14 protein-coding genes are annotated in these 22,006 nt (G+C 36.8%); 6 read left to right on the top strand and 8 right to left on the bottom strand.

Features of this window, described 5'->3' with window-relative positions; all coding sequences use genetic code 11:
• Positions 1 to 5: 5 nt before the first annotated feature.
• The 6 genes from HF881_RS10095 (at position 6) to HF881_RS10070 (ending at position 6,640) form a co-directional block, all read left to right on the top strand.
• Positions 6 to 2,567, top strand: a complete 2,562-nt coding sequence (locus tag HF881_RS10095; RefSeq protein ID WP_169447383.1) for an SEC10/PgrA surface exclusion domain-containing protein — start codon at positions 6 to 8, stop codon at positions 2,565 to 2,567.
• A gap of 9 nt (positions 2,568 to 2,576) precedes the next feature.
• Positions 2,577 to 3,218 (top strand): hypothetical protein, encoded by a 642-nt coding sequence (locus tag HF881_RS10090; protein ID WP_169447382.1) that lies wholly within the window; start codon positions 2,577 to 2,579, stop codon positions 3,216 to 3,218.
• Positions 3,219 to 3,248: 30 nt separating this feature from the next.
• A complete protein-coding gene (locus tag HF881_RS10085) occupies positions 3,249 to 3,899 on the top strand; it encodes a hypothetical protein (protein WP_169447381.1) in 651 nt (216 codons plus the stop codon).
• A gap of 121 nt (positions 3,900 to 4,020) precedes the next feature.
• A complete protein-coding gene (locus HF881_RS10080) occupies positions 4,021 to 5,370 on the top strand; it encodes a hypothetical protein (RefSeq protein ID WP_169447380.1) in 1,350 nt (449 codons plus the stop codon).
• Between the two features lie 12 nt (positions 5,371 to 5,382).
• Positions 5,383 to 6,393: a hypothetical protein gene (locus HF881_RS10075; protein WP_169447379.1), complete on the top strand. Its 1,011-nt coding sequence runs from the start codon at positions 5,383 to 5,385 to the stop codon at positions 6,391 to 6,393.
• 49 nt (positions 6,394 to 6,442) lie between these two features.
• Positions 6,443 to 6,640, top strand: a complete 198-nt coding sequence (locus tag HF881_RS10070) for a hypothetical protein (RefSeq protein WP_169447378.1) — start codon at positions 6,443 to 6,445, stop codon at positions 6,638 to 6,640.
• Positions 6,641 to 6,690: 50 nt separating this feature from the next.
• Here HF881_RS10070 and xerS read toward each other — a convergent pair whose 3' ends face one another.
• From xerS to HF881_RS10650, 8 genes are all read right to left on the bottom strand, one after another.
• Entirely contained in the window at positions 6,691 to 7,797 is a 1,107-nt protein-coding gene (xerS, locus tag HF881_RS10065) for a tyrosine recombinase XerS (RefSeq protein WP_169447394.1), read from the bottom strand.
• Between the two features lie 725 nt (positions 7,798 to 8,522).
• Complete coding sequence (locus tag HF881_RS10060) at positions 8,523 to 9,812, bottom strand: hypothetical protein (protein ID WP_169447377.1); 1,290 nt, start codon at positions 9,810 to 9,812, stop codon at positions 8,523 to 8,525.
• A gap of 21 nt (positions 9,813 to 9,833) precedes the next feature.
• Entirely contained in the window at positions 9,834 to 10,556 is a 723-nt protein-coding gene (locus HF881_RS10055; protein ID WP_169447376.1) for a hypothetical protein, read from the bottom strand.
• 288 nt (positions 10,557 to 10,844) lie between these two features.
• Entirely contained in the window at positions 10,845 to 16,196 is a 5,352-nt protein-coding gene (locus HF881_RS10050) for an SNF2-related protein (RefSeq protein ID WP_169447375.1), read from the bottom strand.
• A gap of 65 nt (positions 16,197 to 16,261) precedes the next feature.
• Complete coding sequence (locus tag HF881_RS10045; RefSeq protein WP_169447374.1) at positions 16,262 to 17,674, bottom strand: PcfJ domain-containing protein; 1,413 nt, start codon at positions 17,672 to 17,674, stop codon at positions 16,262 to 16,264.
• Positions 17,671 to 18,183: a Cas9 inhibitor AcrIIA9 family protein gene (locus HF881_RS10040; RefSeq protein WP_169447373.1), complete on the bottom strand. Its 513-nt coding sequence runs from the start codon at positions 18,181 to 18,183 to the stop codon at positions 17,671 to 17,673. The genes HF881_RS10045 and HF881_RS10040 overlap by 4 nt, the downstream gene beginning before the upstream one ends.
• 114 nt (positions 18,184 to 18,297) lie before the next feature.
• Positions 18,298 to 19,617, bottom strand: a complete 1,320-nt coding sequence (locus HF881_RS10035; RefSeq protein WP_169447372.1) for a DUF3854 domain-containing protein — start codon at positions 19,615 to 19,617, stop codon at positions 18,298 to 18,300.
• 593 nt (positions 19,618 to 20,210) lie between these two features.
• Positions 20,211 to 21,650, bottom strand: coding sequence for a replication initiation protein (locus HF881_RS10650; protein ID WP_169447371.1), 1,440 nt, complete (start codon positions 21,648 to 21,650; stop codon positions 20,211 to 20,213).
• Positions 21,651 to 22,006: the final 356 nt, after the last annotated feature.

The raw sequence follows: 22,006 nt of genomic DNA, 5'->3' as shown, positions 1-22,006 counted from the left end.
AATATATGACAAAGAAAACAAACATTGCAGTAGTTGGAGCATCTGCTCTTGCTCTAGGTTTAGGAGTTACTAACGTACACGCAGAAGAATTAACAACAGTAGCACCAAAAACTACCGACCAGACTGTTTCTAAGGAAGAAACAAAACCAGAAGTCAAAAAAGAAGTTACAAAAGGTCAAGTTGACGAAGCTAAGGACAAACTTGATAAATCTACTAAGAAAGTAGAAGAAGCACAAGCGAAACAAAAACAAGCGCAGAACGAAAAAGACCAAGCGCAGAACGAAAAGGATGACGCTCAGTCTAAAGTAGATGAAGCGCAAAAAATCAAGGACGAAGCTACACCAGAAAACATTGAAAAGCAAAAGCAAGAAGTTGCCAATGCTGAAACTGGTAAGGCTAACGCTGAAAAGCAAGAAAAAAATGCTGAAAATGACCTTGATAAAGCGAAACAAGTAGCAGCAGACCAAGAAAAAGTGGTTAAGAAGTCTGAGGACAAGGTAGCAAGTGCTGAAACTGAGGTCAAAGACGCTCAGACTAACGTAGATAACGCACAAGCTATCCTTGACGGTACAGGACAAGCGAAAGTTATCGCTGAAAAGGATAATGCTGAAAAAGCGCAAGGACAAGCACAAGCGAGTGTATCAAACGCTGAAAATTCTTTGACGCAAGCCAAAGCTGATGATAAGAAACTTGCTGAAGATATTTCAAGCACTCAGAATGAACTAACACAAGCTAAGAATACCGTAGCAAGCACTCAAACTGCCTTGACAAATGCAACAAACAAGGCTAACCAGACACAAGCTAACCTTAATAATGCGCAGACTGCTTTCTCTAAAGCTGAAAACAACTACAAGGCTATCAACACTTTCCAAGTTACAGATGACTATGTTAACGCCTTGAAATCCTATGTAAATAATCCTTATAACATTTTGGATGACAGTGCTAAGTGGAAAGAACATAGAGAAAAAGTAGAGTCTATCTTAAAGTCGGTTAACCAAGAAAATTTGAATTTGAATAAATTCAAAGGAAATGCAAATGATAAAGCTATCAGTGTTGATGCTAATAACTTGACAACCGAACAAATGACAGAACTTTCTCTATTTGCGAGTGATCTACTTAACCAAATCCGTGAGCGTTTTGGAACCCCTAAGACTGTTGTAACAAAAGGCATGGTAAAAGTAGCTGATGAAGTGACTGACGGTTATGTAGCTGACGGTTGGGAGTATGGGAAAGGACATGATAGCAAAGCAGTAAATAACGTGGCTCGTAAGTATGGATTGCCTGCTTATGAAGATGATACTCAACAATACCTTGAAAACTTAAACAGTATCAATAGTGGTGATGAAATTCATACTATGTATGATGCTAAAAAATGGGTTTATGAAAGTATTTCTGACTTACTATTTAATGGTTGGGAGTGGGCGCATGCTCAAAACCTAACAGGGTTATCGTCTGCCGGCGCTAATAAAGAATATCTAGGAGTGGATGTATCTAGTCGCCTTGGACGAACTAGCGCTCATTTCTTGACTGTATCAGACAAACAAGTATCTGGCAACAAGCTAGATAAGACTGAAGTGCCTAACAATAATACAGCAGAAAGTATTGTAAAAGCCTACAATACTGCTAAAAATGCCCTATTAAATGCTCAGACTGTAAATTCTCAAGCGCAACGTGAGAAAACAAGTGCTTCAACAGAGAATATCAAAGCTAAAGGAAAACAAGCGACTATTGAAAAACGCTTGAACGCTCTTAAAGCGACACCACTTAAAACACCGACTGCTGAACGCAATCTTACAAATGCAAAAAATACGCTCGCTAGTGCGAACGAGCGCTTAAAAAATGCTAAACAAGCACTAGAAGCCTTGACTGCTGATGTTAAAATCAAGCAACAAAACCTTGACAAAGCGAAACAAGAACTTGCTAATAAGCAGACTGCCCTTGCTAACGCTAAAAACAACCTAGCAAATGAAAAAGCTAAGTTGGAAGAGTTGAAAACTCTAATCAAGATCGCCGAGAAAAATCTCACGCTATCTAAAGAGAAAGTAGCACAAGCAACTAAAACTCTTGAACAAGCCAAGGCTGACCTTGAAAACTTGCTCAATGCAGAGCCTAACCTAGCTAAAGCTAAGAAAGTTCTTGCTCAGAAAGAAACTACTCTTAAAGAAAAAGTAACTGCCTTGAAAGAAGCACAAGCCGTCCTTGATAAGTTGTTACAAGAGCAGAAAATCGACCAAGAAACTTATGACAAACTCTTTGCCTTGTATAGCGCACAAGTAGAAGCTAAACGTTTAGCTGACCTTGAAGCACAGAAACAAGCTATCATCAGTTCTGGTGAAACACCTATCGAAGTCTATGACGAAACTGGTAAACTTGTAGCGTATGAAGTTAAACCTAAACCAGTCGCTCAATCACCTGTATCTTACAATGGTTCATGGACTAAGAAACAAGACAAGGCTCTTCCTAATACTGCCGAGGGCAAATCTACTGCTCTAGGATTGACTGGACTAGCTATGTTCTTTGGAGCGCTGGGCTTGGTATCACCAAAACGTAAAAAACAAGCTAAATAAGGAGGGAGCATGGGTAAAGCAGGTAAGTATATTTTCTTAAAGCGACTAACAAGCATCCTCTTCCCTTTTAGTTGTACTGTTTTAGTATCTATCATCAGTGCGCTAATTCTCAGTAGCTTTATTGAGAATACGGAAACAGTCCGATATATCGTGTTTAGTTTGTCTGCATTCATTCTGATTGTCGGTACAATCCTTGTCTATAATTCTGACAAGCCGAACAGATATATCAAGCCAAAACGATTGGTAAACAATGCGATTGGTTTAGCGCTCATTGGCTTCCTATTATGGAGACCTATTGCAATTAGCTATCTAACCACTACGCCAGTCCTTGCACCTCTTGTCTTGATTATCCTAGTCACTCTATTATATGAGAAGAAGTTCAAGAAAATCATTGTCAATGAAATTCTGAAAGACAATCTGGACGAAGATTTTGACTTTCTGACGAATGATAACGAAAAGACTGCTGAAATGCTTGCTGAACAAATGACAAGTCGCTTAAAGGATAAGTATAAGGACAAGATCCTTGTTAAGACTTTGAACTACGCTAAAAATAGCACGAATAAGCTGACTGAGTTTGCAGTAGGCTTCCTAACTAATGACAAGCAACCAAAAATACTTTTTGAAATCATCATTGGTCTGGATATGGACTGATAATACAAAACTAGAAAGAAAGAGGTAAAAATGACCGAAAACAACACACCAGTATTGACGAGGGAGCAAGCACGGTTCTTGCTCGACCTCGAATTAGACACTTATGCTAAGAAAGCACGTGCAATCGCTAAAGCAGCAAGAGAGCTGACCTTTAGCGACCAGTGGGACGAAGATAATTTCCATGATGCAATCCGTCAAGGATATTGGGACGTACAGACTGACTACTATTTTATCAATATCCTTGCACCACTAGGACGAGTTGGGTTTATCTTAAAGACTGAGTTCAGTCACCCAACCACTGCCAAGCCAGTATATGATGTCACGGACGACTTTACGAAAGCAACACGCTTCTCAATGGAAGAATTGGAGGACTTAAACTCTAGTGATACACTCTTCCCTTATAATCAAGCGGAGTTCCTTGTAAGTGAATATAGCGCAGTCATGAAGTACGGTGATATTACTGAGTGGCTAAAACAAACTGATGAAGAAGTAGCTGAAGTAAGTCCAGAAGTGACTGAAGTTGAAATCGTGGGATTTCCACAAGCGGAGCCAGAGGAAACTGTCGAAGAAGTAGCTGAAACGCTCGATACAGACCAAGAAAATGTACCAGAAAAGCAACTAGAAGAAAAACCTACTAATGTAAAACATGGTAAAGCTCAAATCAGTCTGAAAATAAAATAAAAAGAATGCTCGTCTATCTGACGAGCGTTTTTAGTTAGTTTTAGCCTATCATAGCTTTACTAACTGCTATAAATGGTTTATCATAGATATATACAATTATTTTCGATAGAAGTGTGAGAGTATGAAAAAAAGTTTAAAGAATGCTTTTAAGGGCGTAGTTGGAGAGTTAATCGGTACGCACGCGCCTCATGATCCGTTAGGAATACACGGACACGAGCAAGAGCCTAAGAAGAAGTATCAAGTATTAAAACGGTTCGGTATCTATAAGTCTGATAGTGATGAAGAAACATTTAAGTCACCAGCAGTATCGAGCCTATCTGAAGAATACTACCGTAACTTTTCAATGGAAGCAGTCAAATTTCCAAACAGCTATCCCTTTGCTATTGTTGTTTCAAGGGATGATATCAATATCGTATCAAATACCTCTTTTAAAGGAGGGGGAGTAGAGGTAGAAGAAGAAAGCGCCTTTGCCCTTAATACTAGTAAGAATGTATCGCATATCATAGACTATGAAGATGAATCTGCCTATGATGTAATTTATAACCTATTATCTGACTTTGACAAGAAGGTGCTACGCACAATATCAGAGTTCAGAAACGTGCAACACCTACAAATCCTAAGAGAGTTCGGAAACAAGACCAAGAGGATTGAAAAGTCGCTAGAGCGCTTAAACCGTCTTTATCTTATCCAGAAGTTTAAATTTAATCTGCCAGACGAAGCAGACCAAGAGTACGGATATTGTTACGCTATCTATTCTCACGGTTCATATCTCTTAATGAAGCATATGGACTTATCGCCACAATATGCTTATAAATGGAAAGAGCAGCAACGTCGAGAGGATGATTATTCGCCTATCCGTCATTGGAAAATCATGGACGCATACCTTAACTTTAGATTTCATAAGGAGTTCGCAGGGTTCGTGTCTTACTCTTATCTCAATCAGTTCACTTATACTGAGAAAATTGAATTGAGAAAAGCCAAGCACCAACCATCATCTAAAGATGAAGAACAGTTCATGAAGTCTGCTGATGTTAGAACACCAGAGAAAACCAAAGAGATCACTCGCCTTGTCCGTCGAGTGAGATTTAACGGTCAAATCCTATTGCACAATCAAGAAACCAATAAGATAACTAAGTTTGACCTTTATCCATTTATCACTACGGATAAACAAGATAGCGACCTAAGTAGACTAGAAACTATCTTTAAACACTATGGACGATTTAACAACGGTCTGGACGCAGAGGGTAATAAACGCTTCTTACTAATCATTGTAGATAACCCAGGTGTAATTGCATTGATTGAGGAAGAATACAGGCTATCTGACCGATATGTAAGCCTAGAGAATATTCTATTTATGGATTTGTCTGAAAGTAAAAAAGATTTTTTCTCTTCTATCAAACGGATCAAACATTTTGACGATAGCAACCCAGAACTAAGAACAGTTCAGTTTAAAATTGCAGATAATATGTAGGAGAGAAGTAGCATGGAAAAAATCAAACAGGTTAGAACTGTATGTATTGATAGTTATATCATTAAAGATTTTGAACACTCACCCTATTTTCAGAAGTTGGTAAGTCTATGTTCTAAGCGTCATAATGCAAAGAAAATTATACTTGTTAACAGTCCAAACGAAAGTGCTATTTTTACTTATTTGAGACAAACAGGATTGAATATATCATCTAAGAATCCTAAAAACTGTGGTGATGCAACCTTTATTGGCAGACGACCTCAATCTTTGCATACCAAAACAGATGATAATAAAAATGGTTTTGAGTTTAAAGATTTGAATGTAGATACAGTATTTATCATTGACACTCTAGGCAACTACACTGCCAAGGATTTAGAACAAGTGTTTGAATATGCTAAGAAGATCTATTATCTAACGACTGATATAGCCTTTAGAAAGCCAATAATCAACGAATTTAATGCGAAAGATTTCTTTATAATCAATGTTCCTCTACTCGTAAATCCGTCCAACTTAGCAAATGTATCTGATATCCTAGAGGAACATACACCTTTTTGGAACTTATTAGGAGCGAACAATCTCTTTAAACAAACATTCTATCATCCAAATAGTTATATATACTACAACCCAGAGAAAGCATTATCTATTTTCAATGGAGAAACAAGAGATTTTACAGAGATAAATCCAGAGGACGTTATCTTAACGGATGCAGGGGATGTCTCTAGTAAGACTATGAACTCTATAAATACTTTAAAATCTGAAGTCAGCTCGAAAGAGCAGCAGTCTCAATTTCAGGTTGCACTAGGACAGATTATGAAGTATAATGAAAATCTAGTAAGCAATACTATTCAAGCTGTGAAAGATTATTGTATTCCTATCCAGGAAATGCTAGCAGCATTGCATACAGAGAATGATAATCTGAAAGAATTGATAGAAACAAGGCTTACACAACCACAAGTAAACAGTGAGATTGCTGAATTTTACGAAGAACTTGACGACAGTGATCCATTAAAAGCCTTCAGAAACTAATTATGCCACCAATCGAGAATCAGTTGAAAGGAGTAATCAACGTGAAAAAATGAGAACCGACTATCCACCCAATGAGGAATGTATCATCATATGTAATGACAAACTCATTGAAGAAGTAAGAAGTGAAATCGCAGTTGACATTTACACTACCGACTACAAGCAATTCTGTATCATTCCTATCAGCAATGTACAAGAATTGTCACAATCCCTATTTCAGACTTTAACCGCTGGAGTTAGCGTGATTTAGGTCTAAATAGCACAAAAAAAGCCTAGTCTTAATTGACTAGGTTTTTCTTTTTATAACATTGAAAGGCCATCTTTGACTTGACTATCTGCTATATGCGCATAGTGACTGACGAGAGCAGTGCTAGCGTGTCCTAATTGTTGTGCCACGATACCCTCTTGGCCAGTTTTCTTGTATAAATCAGTAGCAAGAGCGTGTCTGAGCATGTGAGGAGTAATCTCAGTACCGAAAGCCTTGGAATACTTACCTACTAAACGCTCGATACCAGCACCTTTTAACCGCATAGGTACACCAGTCTGGACTGATAGGAATAGTGGTAGGTTGGCATCCTTACCGTCAATCTTGTATCGACTAGCACGAATTTCAAGAAAAGGCTCAATGTATGGAATGACATAAGGAGCGATATTTACATAGTCTTTTTTCCCACCTTTACGAGTGACCTCGACAGATAGTGTCTGCAAGTTAAGGTCTTTCAAGTCAGTATTGACTGCCTCACTTAAACGGATACCAGTACCAATGATTAAGGCAATGATAGCTACGTCACGTTCCCTATCTCGATAATAGGTAGATAAGGCACGATTGCTCAAATTAGCCTTTTTAACGTAACCTTCAGCAGAAGTATCATCCATAATGAAGTGTAGGAATTGCTTTGCTAGATCACCGAGGAAGAGTTTAGGAGCAATCTTGTTGGCCTTGGCAGAGAGTGTTTCTTTTTTCTTTGTCTTTATCTCTAGCTTTTTCATCACGTTACGATAGAAATAAGGCTCACCATTTTCGTTTTCAGTCTGCTCAGTCAGATATTTAAACAAACCAGACAACGCCCGGTACGTCCTATGGATCGTAACTTCAGATACGCTCTTATTAGTCGGTTTATTCGTGTTTAAAAGGTTGCGTTCGCGTAAAAAAATGAAAAAGCACTCAGCATCAGCCTTAGAAAGATTTTCAAGAGCAGATAATGGAATATCCTTAATATCTTTTACTGGAACAATATCAGCATCTAGCAGCCAGGTAAAAAATCGACGGTATTCATTTAGATATTCATAGAGAGTACGCTTGCTACGGCCAGCAATCATTTTAGTCCGATACCATTCTTTAATGTAAGGTGGCAGCTGGGCAAGTTGCTTCTCGATGTTTGATTGTAAGGTGAAATCATCAGCCATGTTATTTTTATCCTTTTCTAGTGTTAGTAGTACCATTGTACCATATTTTCTTTTAGTAATAAAATTATACTTTTTCTACTAAAAGATAGTGCGTTAAAAAATACCCCTTTCCATTAAGGTCAAGGGTTGGTATTTTTATCATTTATTATTCTTTAGGTATTCTACCTATATACCTCGATATTTTGTATCAGTACAAACTGAATACGTGGCTTTAGGAGTTTTGTTTTTAGTAACAACCTTTTGGGGAATTGCTTTGTCTTGTAGTCAGTACACAAAATAACCAGGCTTTATCTAAAAACTTGTTTTGCTACCAGTACAAATATAACAGTTTCAAAACAATCGAAAGCATATTAGAGATATGAATCTAGTTTTGTTACCAGTACATAGAGAACAGTTCCAAAACCATTATTTGACCTCTTTGATGTTATTGGCAGTTTTGCTACCAGTACAGATAGAACAGTTCCAAAACATTCATGTTATTATTGATTACTGATACCATGTTTTGTTACCAGTACATATAAAACAGTTCCAAAACCTCGTAGGTTGATATTGGTTGTACTGCATTCATAGCCTGTCTGCTTGACGATAGTGCCTTTCGATTAGCCATGAATGATTTTTGCATCTAAGCAACAGTCCACAAATCGACTTTAGTACATACATTATACCAGATTGAGAGTGAAAAAACCAGTACATAGTGACTATGATACCAGTAATCACTCATTCAATCATTGTTTTTCTTTGTTAATTTCTGAATACGATATACCTAGATAGGTAACTTTTTGCTTCAGCAACTCTATAAACTCATAAGGTGCATTGAACATGATTTCAGCACCTCTTTGTTTACGAGTGTCCGTCCACTTCATCTCTTCTGGATTGTAGTCTTTACGCTTTTGTAGTGCCTTGAAATCTTCTTTGATAACAACGATTTCATCACAATTTAAGACAATAGCCTTTGCTATGCTATGAAAACGGTCTTTTCTGGACTTCTTGATTTTATGCCAGAGAGTGCGCTTACGAGCGAGCAAGGTATTGTAGTTTTTTGACCTTACCCAAGTTCTCTTGCCCTCTTTAACCGTACCGTCCACGTTATAGTTATCTGGGTTAGACTGCCTACGACTTTCTTCTAGCTTCCTATCGTAATAGGATAGTTTCTCAGAGTATCCAAAGTCATTAGCAATATCAAAGAATACTTCTTCCTCAGTATCTACATTCAAGGTTTTTATCGCTAGTTTATCGACATCTACGCTTACTACTACTTTTCCTTGCTTAACTGGACTTTCTGGCAGACCGTAAGGCACTTCACTAAAGACAATCAGAACAGAATAGAGCCACTTGTTATGGCGATCCAGAGTTCTCTTGACACCATACCAAGCAATTTTCTGTCTTTCTAAAGCATAAGTAAAGCGAATTTCATCCGAACCTTTAAAGATATAAGGGAATATAATGTAGTTACCTCTTTTTCCAAATCGTAAACCGTCTGGAGTGATATTGTTGTTGCATTTACGATACCACAATGTATTAAAATCAACATAACGTGGCACTTTTAAAGTATTGTCAGAGTCAGCTTGTTTCCTACGCTTCAAGTAACCCTGTTTAGTCGCTTGCGCCATACTTTCAAAGCTAGACCAGTTTATGATACCCTCGCTTGCGTAACGCTCATACATTACACTAGCTTGACCGAGATTTTTATAATCTACAAACTTGCCATTGTTTAGACCATAGCTATTGTTTAGCTCAATCCACCCTTGTTTGACTTCTTCACTAAGTTCTTTATAGGCTTCTTTAAGTAACTTCTTCTTGTCTTTATCTTTGGTATCTTTGATTGTATCTTGTAGAGTGTTTAACTCTTGCATCCGTTCAGCCAGTTCTTTGTATCTGTCGGAATTGACGCGTCTGTTCTCTTGCATATTAAAGTAGTTTACCAAGGCTCTTTTTAACTTGTAGCCATATTTAAACTTCTTTTCGAGGTATTCATCATATCCTCTAGTATCTAATCTTAATTCAATCGTGTACATATTTGATAGCCTCTACTACTTCTAATTTTGACACGGTTTGATTGTTGTGATAACTTGGCCAGTCAAATCGTCAATCAGTTCAGCATTCTCACTGATTGAAATTTCCATTTTCTTCATAGCGTTAGAAATCCAACTATCAAGCTGGACGCTATCAAATCCAATCTCACTAGCGAAATCACTCAGTTTGCTATCTTGCGCTTTAGCGAGCTTATTGAAAAACTCACTAAGTTGGTTCACGTCTGATGTAATCGGTGAATACGCGAACATGATAGGCATTGTAATGAAATTGCTTGCGATATTGTAAGTCAAAGTTCCAAGATATCGACTAGCACCTTCATGAAATACTAAGCTAGGTTTGAACACCTTTTTAGACTTTTTCTTTGACAAGCGTAGTTCGTTATACTTCTCGTTTAGATAACGTTCTGCCGATTGCAGCATTGGGAACAGTAACAAACGATAGTAATTTGTCATGATTTCATCTACATTTTTTAAACCATTGTCGTTTAATTTGCGTCTGATCGTACGCTCAGCTAAAGATAAAGTAGATTGCATTCCAAGTTCTGAAACGATAACGTGCAAGCCATATCCTAAAATCATGTACTCTAGGATATTCTTAATTTCCTTTTTATCTTCGCTAGAAACTTCATACTGTTTCATCTGCAAGTAATCTGTTAAGTAGTCTGGTTCAAGTAAGTGTTTTTGACTTGCCAGACTATCCTCATGTAGCAAAATTTCTTGTACCATTATTGTAATCTCCATTTTTTCAGTAATTTATATATACCGAAATAATTAAATTTAATTATTTTTATATTCTTGAACTTATTGTATAATATTCTTTACGAAAATACAACTAATATAGAATATATTTCTGAACTCTTTAAAGAAAGTTTTTGAAATGCGATAAAAACAGTCTTTAAAGTACAGTTAGAGATAACTTTTTGGGGTAGTTACCTCTCAATAACAATCCAATTTTGTCTTAGATTGCTATTGAGAAGCATCTAATCATTAAGATTAGATACCTCTATGTAAGATTTAGAACAATTCTAGTTGCTCACACACCGTGATAGTAGTTTCAGAAGTGAATACTACTTCTGTCGGTTCGTCAGCTTGACCTAGTAAGAGTTCTGCATCTGCAAGGAATTGTAGAGCGAGTTTCAACTTATCAGAGTTATCAGAGTTATCTTCTTCACGTTCTGGACGCTCAGAATCTTCCTCAGAAGGAACTTCAACAGTTTCAGTTTGAGGTTCTAATAGTTGAATTTCTTCTACATCATCTTGGCTAACTTCAAGATATTTGTCCAGTACATTTACTGAATTATCTTCAGAGCCATTCTGTTTTGAAAATTCTTCAAGAGCCTTTTCAATTTCCTCTACTGATGCGTCTTTATCAAGCAAAGGTAACAAGACATTGTACTTAGCTTTAACGTAAGCTAGGCGCTCTTCGTCTGCAAATTCGCTATCTGCAATCCCTTTATCAACAATAAGCTGTTGATTTTTGACAAGTTGCTCTAAGCGAATTTTTGTTGTTTCAAGGTTATCAATAACATTATTGATCCGTTGAATTGTGCCGACCGGAGAGGTGAAATCAAGTTCAACAGTGTACATATTCTTACCAACAACTTTCAACTCTAATGATTTACCTTGGCAATATGGAGCATCTAACGTGAGTGCTTTGAGTTCAAAACCACGATATTTAGCTAAAGTTACAAATTTAGGAGTTTCAGACAAGTTGTATTGCATATTGTATGCAAGTTGATTACCTGCCTTAGTGGTTGAGTCGGTTGTATATCCGTCTGGAAATTCCATGACAAATGGATTTTTTACAATCGTCTCTTCATCGATAGTAAACTCTACTTTCTTCGTAGCTTTCGCCTGCTCAATATCCATATCAATCTTAGCAAGTTGACGGTTAGTAGCTTCAATACGCTCTTGCGCTGATTTAACACTCTTTTGTGAGAGTTCAAAGTCACGCTTCCATGCAACTTTACGCTTGCTCAACAAGTCCAATTCATTTTCTAACTCAATACGCATCTTCAAGAAAGGATTTCCAGTTGCAATAGCTTTGAAATCTGAAGCAGTCATAGCTTGCTCGTCGATATCACTTGCTGAACGGACAGGAGTTTTACTAGTCATAATTTGACTAATATAACGTAGTTTAGTTTCTTGAATTTGCCATAAGTAGTTATCAAACGAACCTGTTGTGATGTAGTAGTAAATTTGTACACGATTATACAAGTTTCCTTGTCGCACGATACGTCCGTTACGTTGGATAATATCAGACGGTTTCCAGGGCACGTCGATGTGATGTACTGCTTTCATACGTCGCTGAACATTCAATCCAGTACCACCTTTTTCAGTTGAAGCAAGTAAGATACGAACTTCACCAGCATTCATTTTGCGTTGTAGCTGCAACTTGGCATCTTTATTCTTCGCATCATGGATAAAGGCAATCTCTTCTTCTGGGACACCACGTTCAATAAGAAGATTTTTCAATTCAGAGTAAATCGAAAATCCGTCAGTTGAGGGAGTACCAATGTCAGAGAAAATCATCTGAGTACCACGGTTAATAGTTTCACGTTGATAAATTTTAAAGACATTATCAACTACTTGCATGATCTTATTGTTATCTGCTAGCGTGTAACTTGTATCCAATAAGCGCATATCCGTAGCCAATTTACGTGCTTCAGAAGTAATTTTCAACATGTTATCTACCGATGGATCAACACTTCCAGTCTTGATTTTATCAGTACGTTCGACCAATTCCCCTAATTTATCAGTTTGCGAATAAGTCATATCAGACTTAACTGCAATCCTTTCGACATCTGGCACAGGTAAGTCTAAATCTTCGGTCATTTGAATATCAGTGGTACGCTTGTAGAGTTTCATCAACTCAGGTAAGTTTGTAAACTTCGTGAAACGTTTACGAGCGATAAATTTATCACCTGTCGTGTTAATTTCAAGGTTATTCTCAATAACTCCGAAAGCACCAACCCAGGCATCAAAGTTATCCATCCCATACTCACTAAGGATATCTGGTTGGATATAGTTCATCATTACATACATTTCACTGATTGAGTTAGAAACGGGCGTACCAGTTGCAAAGACAACATTAGTACCGTTATGCTCATCTTGTAGGCTACGGATTTTCATTTCCATATCCATGTTCTTCTGAGCGGTTGTGTTACCAATACCAGCAACATTGCCGAGATTTGTAACCGGACGGACATTCTTGTAACGGTGAGATTCATCAACAAATAAGAAGTCAATGCCAAGCTGCTCGAATTCTACGAAGCTATCTGCTTTAGACAGTTTTCCTTCATCTAATTTTTCAATCTGTTTTTCTAAACGGGCTTCCATACGAACAGACTGCTTAAAGGTAACACGGTCTTGTTCACTTTCAGCAAGAGCCATGATGCTGCGAATTTCATCAAGTCGATCTTGATAAAAAGCAAGTTGACGCTCTTCAGATACCTTGATTTTCTCAAACTGGCTATGACCAATCACGATTGCATCATAGTTGTTAGAAGCGATACGTGAAATGAATAGCTTGCGTCTTGATTTCTCAAAGTCCCTTTCGCTTGTGACAAAGACTTTCTTAGTTGGGTAGAAACGTAGGATTTCTTGGCCGAATTGAGCAGTTAAGCTAGATGGAACAACATACAATGGCTTGTTGATTAGTCCAAGTTCTTTAAGTTTGAATCCGGCACTTACCATTGTTAACGTCTTACCAGTCCCTACTTCATGGGCAAGGAGCGCACGTTTATCTTCCAGAATGCGTTGAACCGCATTTAATTGGTGAGGGCGCAGTTCGTATCCTTGAGCTAGTCCTTCGATATGTAAATGACTACCGTCATATTTTTTATTGACGATACGATTGAAACGTTTGTTAAACGTAGTTTCAACCAATTCTTTTACATCTTCGTGATTTTCTACGAAATCAAGGAACATTTTCTGCATCTTACGCTCAATCTCACGTAGTTCAGCAGTTGCTACTTCATTTACAACCTTTTTCTCTTTGCCGTCCTCAATGACAGTTTTTTCGATAGTTGGTTGGTTAGAGCCTAGCAAACGCTCAAAGATAGCATGCCCTTTACTGTAAACACCAGCACCCTCGGAACGTAGTCCAAGACGTTGGTTTTCAGGAGAGTATTCTACATCCCTAACGAATGGAGTAGTTAGACCTCGACCAATTTTACTTGTTGCTACTACTCCTTCTGCCACGTCAGAATTAAGGTCAACTTCATAACCGTCTAGGATATGGTAAGCAAACTTACCAAGCACACGGTTTGGGATCCACATAGAGCCGATATTAAATTCCATATCGACCATTGTGATTGGTTCTGGTACTACCTCATTGATTAGTGAGAGATAGTATTCCCAATCAGCTTTAGTATCGCCTTTATCGACCAGCAGTTCTAGCAACTCTTTTGTAGTTAATACATCCCCGGAGAGAAATGTTGTTTTAAGTTCCCATTCAAAAATACCTTCTTTAAAGTATTTCTGGATATTAGGTGCTACCTCGTTGTAAATCTCAGCAAGCAGTACCTCTTTATTTTCTGCTGGATAGAGGGTAAGCATGAAATCTAAATCAACCCCTCGACCTTCTGAAAGACTGATAGACAAGGCTTTTTCAGCACTATCTACTTGCTCTAGTGATTTTTTAGGACGGATAGTTGGTTCAAAAAATGCTTTCGCTTTCTCAAAAACAACTTTTGAACTGTCATTATCATCTAGTGCTTCTTCTTCCAGACTTGCGATTAAAGGGAAACGATCATCACGCTCAAACAAGCGAGTGTTGACTGGAGTATTGATATACCCATATTCTTTCACGAACATATCATATGTTTCGTTAAGTTCAATCAGCATAGATTGAAACTCGTCAATATCGTAATCATCAGTTGATTGAATATCAATAACAGACTGGTAAGCCTCTTTAATAGCAATCATACCTTTAACACGCGCCACTTCTTTCTCTTCTAAAGGCTTCTCATAGAAATAGACACCTTTATATAGACCTTTGTTTGCGCCACGTACTGACGGTTGAGGACTGATATAAGTGCTTGTTACGACACTTTTATCCTCTTTTCTGAGTGTTTCAAAATCTTCAATCACACTTGCGCCATGTTTTTTATCCCAGGATACAAATTCACCATTAGCATCTTGATAGAATGTAATCTCAGCACCTTTTGACAAAACACGTGTTTCGTGTCCGTTGTGATACACTACCTTGCCATCTTCAAATCCGTACTCGTAAGGACGGACATTAGATTGTGATTGAACTTTAGATAAGATCGTGACATCAGCTACGCTATACCCTGCAAATGTAGGAGCATAGATAGATGATAGTCCCTCTTTAATATCCAAGAACAAGTCAGAATCTTTCCAAGGCTTAACAGATAGTGTTGCACCGTTAAAATAACGGATTTCATAGTCACCCAATACTTGATTGTTTTCAAAGTAAGGGTTAATAAAGACACGTCCCTCTTTGTCAAGGTCAGAGCGAATTGCATCTTCAAAGAAGATTTCATTGCTACTCTTTGTCTTTAGTCTATCCTTTTCAAAGAATAAAATATCAGATGATACCGTAGTACCAGCTAACTCTTTGAAAGCAGAACTAGGTAAGCGTACACCACCGAGGAATGCTACCTCGTCTTTGATTTCTTTCAAAATTGAGTTAGAACGCTTATTAGCAGTACCCATAGAGGTAATAAAACCAATCACACCGTTCTCATGCAGCAAGTCGACTGACTTTCTTAAGAAATAGTCATGGATAACATAAGGCTTCTCGTAGTTTGTATCAGAAATACGAAACTCAGAGAATGGCACGTTAGTCATGATTAAGTCAAAAGGTTTACCGTCAAATTCGACTGTTTCAAATCCTTGGATAAGGATTGTTGCATCTGGGAACAGTTGTTTAGCAATCTGGCCACTAATTGTGTCCAATTCAACCCCTACAAGAGTAGACTTCTCTTGAATTTCTTTGGGCATAGTTCCAAAGAAAATACCAGTTGCCATCGATGGATCAAGAATGTTTCCACCTTTGAAACCATTTTTGATAAGGTAGTCCCACATCTGCTCGACAATGCGAGGATCTGTATAGTAAGCAGTTAAAGAACTTCTTTGCATAGATTGATACTCTGTTGGAGTAACGAGGTTTTCCAAGCGCGTGCGCTCTTCCTCAAACTTGCCAGTGTATCTATCAAAGAACACGTTAGCAAGTCCACCCCAACCGACATACTTTGCTAAAATTTCTTGTTGCTCTGCAGTTGCTTGTTGTTGAGTTTCCTCTAACCTTTTTACAAGCGCTACTGCTTCTACATTAGCGCGGACTTTTTCCGCATCAGTTTTTGGAAAATTAAATCCTTTGAAGTTAAAATTTTTCATTGTTTCCTTATAAAATAAAAAGGCCATGAATTATATCACGACCTTTTCCCTTTCTTCCTTTTAATTTAGACTGCTATCTTATGCTTTTTAGCAAATGAAAGTAATTTCTTAGATGCTTCCAGAGCATCATCAGCAGCAGCTTTATTTTGTTTTCCTCTTAATTGAACAATCTTTCCATTACTTATTTCTAAGGTATAGAGTGGATTGTCAATTTTCTCTTTTTGACGGACAAAAACAATAACAGTTTCACCACTAGCAACACGGTCAGCATAAGTACCGACACAGTGGCTTAAGATTTTACCTTCTTCTTTTAACTCTTGCAATTCTTTAGGTAGGACAAAGGTATAATTACCGATAGTCTGTTCCAATCCCAAGAGTTTCTGAAGTCTTTTGTGGTATCCTTGTCTCTTGATCTCGTCCTTCATGTTATTGTAATTAGTAATTGCTAATTTATGAGCCTCGTTGAAATTTTTTGGCATAATTCTGAAGTCACCTTCAAAAGCTATACCAAGTTTTTCAAGCATGTTTCGGTAGTCCCTATATTCATACGCTTTCACTGAGTTTTTGATAACCCAATTTTGAAAGCGAATAGGTTTTATCCCCTTTGGAATATATTGTAAGTCTCCTGCGGTTCTGAAATATTTGTTGAACCCAGGTAATACCTTTCCACCTAATGCTTTTTCTAGCTCTTTTCTAATCTTATAGTCCTCAAAACCTTCGTCTGAATTTTTGAAAACATTTTTATGTGTTCGTAAAAACTTAAACGTCAGCTTTCCCATGTGAGCATGACAATGAGTATAACTGTAACCATACCCATATGTTATCCCACCAATCAAATCTTTGTGAATACCACGCGCATTTATTTTCTGCGCATATTCAATGATAGCTCGATATTTATAGATATGAGGCATCATCGTTGGTAAACAAAAAAAATATTTTGATAAGGAAATAGATTCTTTGATCTTAGTAAAGTCTAAGTATTTTAGCGCATCATTCTTTTTGAAACGCTTGAACACATCCTCTAAAGATTGTAGTAGCCAATAGTCTGAGTAAGCTCCTCTAAAAATACCAAGCATCTTTAGTCCAGGCACATATTCTGTACCGTAGTAGTGAACACTTAATCTGATATGTTCTTTCTCAGTGAACTTCTCAAAGTTATAGAGAGTGACAGAGAAATTCTCTTGTCCGTTTTCAAAGTATTGTTGAATACGGTACATTTGAAACTCAACTCTAGTCTTTGAAACTCCTACCCAGAGGAAATAGTCATGAGTATCCCAGAAATCAAGTTTGCTTTTCTTTGTCAGACGCTTTTGAATAACTTTAGCATCTTTTTGAGTGCGTTCAGAACTAACAATCTTGTCAGTTTTATTTTCCCAAATGTAGATAGGAAATTTCTTATAACACTCCGTAAAGAAAGACTTAGGAGGTCTTAAAGCGTTTTTAATATGTTCGTTGTTAGAGTTAGTAAAATCAATCATTCTACTTCACCTCCAAACAAATCAAATGTCACTTGCCCACCTTTTTCAATTCTGAGATTTTTGTCTTCTGCAACTACTTCCAGCACCTCTTCGACTTTTGGAACTGAAGCTAATTTTCTACGTAGCATCTCACTAGCAGTCAGATTAGCCATAGGTTTTGGTTTCTCAACTTCAATATGTTCTAACTTAAAGTATTCAACCACCCACTCAAAAACTTTCGTGTGATGCAATGCTGCACCATGCACGCCAGTTACCTTATGTTCCATTGACTGATATTGCTTAAAAGCAAGATCATATGCGTATTGATACGCTCCACCAATCGAGCGACCTTCTTTTAAAATACCAGTCACTAAATCGATGTCATAAGGCAACTCGTCACAAAGTAAATTGTGAATCAAGTCAAGGTCTGGTGAGTGTGGCTCACTCAGTTCTTCCAAAAGTTTAGCTTCAGCTAGAGTAAGCATAAACTCATTCACTACTGCTACTTTTCTTTCAATAACATTTTTCATTTTTAACTTCCTCCATACTATCTTTTAGATAGCTTTTTTAATACAAAAAGACTATGCGCGTGAGTTATCAGTTACATAGTCTATACTTCCTTAATTAAATGATATTTTTAAAACTTAAAAATTGTGAGCTTTGACGGTTTGTGTCAAAGCCTCTTTACTTAGCAAGAAATCATCTAAGCCTTTACCAATTTCCCAGGTAAAAACAGACACTTGTTTGTTTTTATCTTGTTGGTGAATGTATTCGATAATTCTCTTCAAGTAAGTATAAACAGCATCATTATCCTTGAAATCACTATCAAATGCGAGAAATACTCTAGCAAATGTAGTTTTTTTCAAGTGATATGCGACTTGTTTCCAAGAGTTCACACCTGCCATTGCTAAAACTAAGGTAGAACCCAACTTCTCTAATCGAGTGTTTGGAACTTGCGTAGCGATAATATCGCCCTTCAGCAGTCCCTCAGTTACAATGACGCTTTGGCAAAGCGAAATAAGGTTAACTAAACCGTTCCCGTTTTCGTCAAATCTAGCTTGCGCTAGAACAAGGTCTGGAAAAGCATAGTGCGGAACATTTTTAGCACCGCAGCCATACTCTTTAGACGATGTTGACAGCCAGACATATTTAGCTGATGTTTTTATCTTAAAAGATAAGCCATTCGGAAACGTTAGTTGTTTCTTTGGCGTAGTTCCCTCAGAATACACATCATAGTCTGGATACATGTAGATAGTGTAATGGTATTGACCGTCTACATGTTTAATGACAACCCTAGCTTTATCTTTCCAGATATCATTGACTTCAGCACTATATTTCATAGAAGCCTCGTCAACTCTAATCTGACCGCCAATAATCTGACCAAACTCATTTCTGTTTGGAATAAAAATTCCACGGTGAGTTGGCATGAAGATCGGCGTCTGGTTTTTAGTATCGTACCAGAACCCAGCGACACCTTTCCAAGCGTCACGGCTTAGTCCATTCTGTTCAAACAAATCTTCCCAGACAGTTTTACCGACGGTCTTATCGCCAACTGTTTCTTTGGTCTTGATTTGTTTTCTCAAGGTTTCTTCTGTAAAAGAAGCATAACCTCTTAGATAAGTCTGGTCTAAACTAAAACCTCTTTGCATCATCAGATGTGTTAAATGCTCGTTATCTAAACCGAAAAGCTCGATTACAAGCGAATACACCTTATGTAATACATTAGCAGGCGCTTGCTCTAGTTGTGGGATTTCCACAATTTCAATGTCCTTAACGTTTGAACCGTCAATGACATATTCAGTAGCGCCAGCAACACTAGGCTTGTCCTCGTCTAATTGACGGCAGCAATAAGCCTTTTTACAATCTGATGCCAGAAAGCACCAGTCCGTTTTTTTACAGATAGGACAAGGGAATGTTCTATCTACTCGCAGAAACGTTTGTTTCCCAATTTTAAAAGTTTTCATATAACTTCCTCCGAACCCTTTTGGGCTTTCTTAACTTTCTATTTTTTTCCATGAGATAATGTATTCTCGACACCTATCAATTCAACATTACCTAGAGCTAACATAGGCTTGCCAATCATCCACACGGACAAAAGCCTCACCTACCCCTACACCGTTGTCTTTTAAACACGAAAAAAAGAGCCTACAACTCAATACACCTATTTCCCTCAGTCCCTATCCAGTAAGTCCTAGAGTTACTCTCTATGTTCTGAGAACATAGAGAAAATAAGTGGTTAAATCTTCTGCTCTTTACAATTCTTTCAATATCTAAAAACAACTCATGCAATACACGACACTAAAACACCAAGCACGGATTGGTTTTATATTTAAATAAGTCTTAGTTGAAAACAAGTAATCTGCTTTAGAAAAATAAAATGATCTAAAGGCTATGCAGTTACAAGAAGTTTTTATCCAGACACCTGTCCAGACAGACATATCATAGCGATAAGTCTTGAAAATGTAAAATATTTTTACCCCCTTAGTATATCACAGTTGCTGCAGATTGGCAAATAGATTTTTTCTACTAAACATAAAAAAGACAGTGTATTTCTACACTATCTTTTTGGTTGTTTATTGTCTAATCTAGCTAGCATTTCTTGTTTTTGGTGCTCCAGTTCAGCCTTCGTCTCATCGCTCGTGGTATTTACATAGTTAGGATTTGACCACGAAGGAACGTTCGTTTTCTTGGGTTTAGTTGGTTTTTTCTCGTCTAATCCAGCTATCAATTCTAGTGTTTGTTGTTCTAGTTTTTTCCTTTCTTCTTCTTCTGTTGTATTTACATAGTCAGGATTAGACCAAGAAGGGACATTCGTTTTCTGAGGTTTAGAAAAAATTTCATCTTCTGCTCCTTCAATATCTTCTAATTTCTTAACACCTTGCTTTTCCCAATTTTCAAGCATTTTGAAAAGCCACCCAGCACCACGCTTCTTATCCATGGCTACTCTATCTAAAGCCTCTTCTACTACGTCATCAGACATACTTTCGCAGAATGCTATCAGTCTTTTTCTATTGTTTTTATTGTCATACTCTTTTTGACCGCTAAAGGTTTCTAGGAACTTTTCGATAATTCGTGTATGTTCTATTTGATTATCTGGTGCATTCAACTGACTTGTAAATGTAATGTTGTTCCCATCTATTCTTTTGATATAGTTTAAATCTACTGAGAAAGGCTTAAAGGTGAATGTATATTTTATTATTTTTCTTTTTCTTCGCTCGACAGTATATTCTAAATCTCTAAAGATTGGTCGTCCGTCAGAATATGTAAGATTTTTCAATTCTTCGATTGCTTTATTTAAGATTTTTATTTTTTCTTTTTTTGCAGACGGAGTAATGAATTTCATTATGACATTTTCAAACTCTTCTGCCTCTATAGGTATTGGATGCGTGAAAGAACGATACTCAGATATCCATCTATATAGGTTTTGGGCATACTTATTTAGTTGATTATGGAGTTCTCGTCCAAATTTTAAATATTTTGTTTCAGACCAATTTTCGTTATTAAATAAATCAGCAATACTTTTCTTTTTTTGGATAACATTGCCATCTTCGTCTATTATCTCATCTTGATAAATAGAGTCTGATATATGAACGGTTAATTCTTGATCGATATGATTTACGTCAAATTTATCCGTAAATAGAAAGTAATCATAAAAATGACTTTTTCCATTTTCATCTACCTTGATAAGTTTTCTATATGAAACTCTATGTATTTTCAGTAGGAGATTTTCTATAAATTTGTCGAAATGACTACCAGTGTTAGCATAGTATCGTCCTTTACTGTCTTTCATTACATTATCAGACATATAGGCAATATCTGTATATGAAATAGTTATTCCTTCTGGAGAGTATCTATCTCGGATTTCACCTAAAAGAGCATATACAACATTTGCCTCGTTTTTAGATAAATCACCAAGATTAAAATATTTTGGGAAATCTCTATCATATTGAATAACTGCTCTATATTTTTTTTGATTTTTTTCTTTTGGATAATTCATGTTTTTTCACTCTTATTTTTTTAAGTTTATCCATGTCATATATCACCTAAACTCTTATTTTTTTAAGGTTATATATCTAATTCAATGGATATTCATGTCATATATCACCTAAATTCTCATTTTTCTAAGGTTTTAGATGATTTTTAATATATTTTATCATGTTTTACCTTTAAAAAAAAGAGTGAACCTTAAAAAAATAAGAGTGAACCTTAAAAAAATAAGAGTAAACCTTAAAAAAATAAGAGTAAACCTTAAAAAAATAAGAGTGAACCTTAAAAAAATAAGAGTGAACCTTAAAAAAATAAGAGTGAACCTTAAAAAAATAAGAGTGAATACCGTGGAAGTCTTTGATATAA

The sequence above is a fragment of the Streptococcus sp. WB01_FAA12 genome (assembly GCF_012843315.1).
Taxonomy (GTDB): Bacteria; Bacillota; Bacilli; order Lactobacillales; family Streptococcaceae; genus Streptococcus.
Note: the sequence above shows the minus strand (reverse complement) of the source record. Positions and strands in the feature narration are given on the sequence as shown.

Coding starts and splice junctions, on each gene's coding strand:
- HF881_RS10045 (WP_169447374.1), bottom strand. CDS start 17,674: ATGATTGATTTTACTAACTCTAACAACGAACATATTAAAAACGCTTTA.
- HF881_RS10090 (WP_169447382.1), top strand. CDS start 2,577: ATGGGTAAAGCAGGTAAGTATATTTTCTTAAAGCGACTAACAAGCATC.
- HF881_RS10050 (WP_169447375.1), bottom strand. CDS start 16,196: ATGAAAAATTTTAACTTCAAAGGATTTAATTTTCCAAAAACTGATGCG.
- HF881_RS10650 (WP_169447371.1), bottom strand. CDS start 21,650: ATGAATTATCCAAAAGAAAAAAATCAAAAAAAATATAGAGCAGTTATT.
- HF881_RS10095 (WP_169447383.1), top strand. CDS start 6: ATGACAAAGAAAACAAACATTGCAGTAGTTGGAGCATCTGCTCTTGCT.
- HF881_RS10075 (WP_169447379.1), top strand. CDS start 5,383: ATGGAAAAAATCAAACAGGTTAGAACTGTATGTATTGATAGTTATATC.
- HF881_RS10070 (WP_169447378.1), top strand. CDS start 6,443: ATGAGAACCGACTATCCACCCAATGAGGAATGTATCATCATATGTAAT.
- xerS (WP_169447394.1), bottom strand. CDS start 7,797: ATGGCTGATGATTTCACCTTACAATCAAACATCGAGAAGCAACTTGCC.
- HF881_RS10055 (WP_169447376.1), bottom strand. CDS start 10,556: ATGGTACAAGAAATTTTGCTACATGAGGATAGTCTGGCAAGTCAAAAA.
- HF881_RS10035 (WP_169447372.1), bottom strand. CDS start 19,617: ATGAAAACTTTTAAAATTGGGAAACAAACGTTTCTGCGAGTAGATAGA.
- HF881_RS10040 (WP_169447373.1), bottom strand. CDS start 18,183: ATGAAAAATGTTATTGAAAGAAAAGTAGCAGTAGTGAATGAGTTTATG.
- HF881_RS10080 (WP_169447380.1), top strand. CDS start 4,021: ATGAAAAAAAGTTTAAAGAATGCTTTTAAGGGCGTAGTTGGAGAGTTA.
- HF881_RS10085 (WP_169447381.1), top strand. CDS start 3,249: ATGACCGAAAACAACACACCAGTATTGACGAGGGAGCAAGCACGGTTC.
- HF881_RS10060 (WP_169447377.1), bottom strand. CDS start 9,812: ATGTACACGATTGAATTAAGATTAGATACTAGAGGATATGATGAATAC.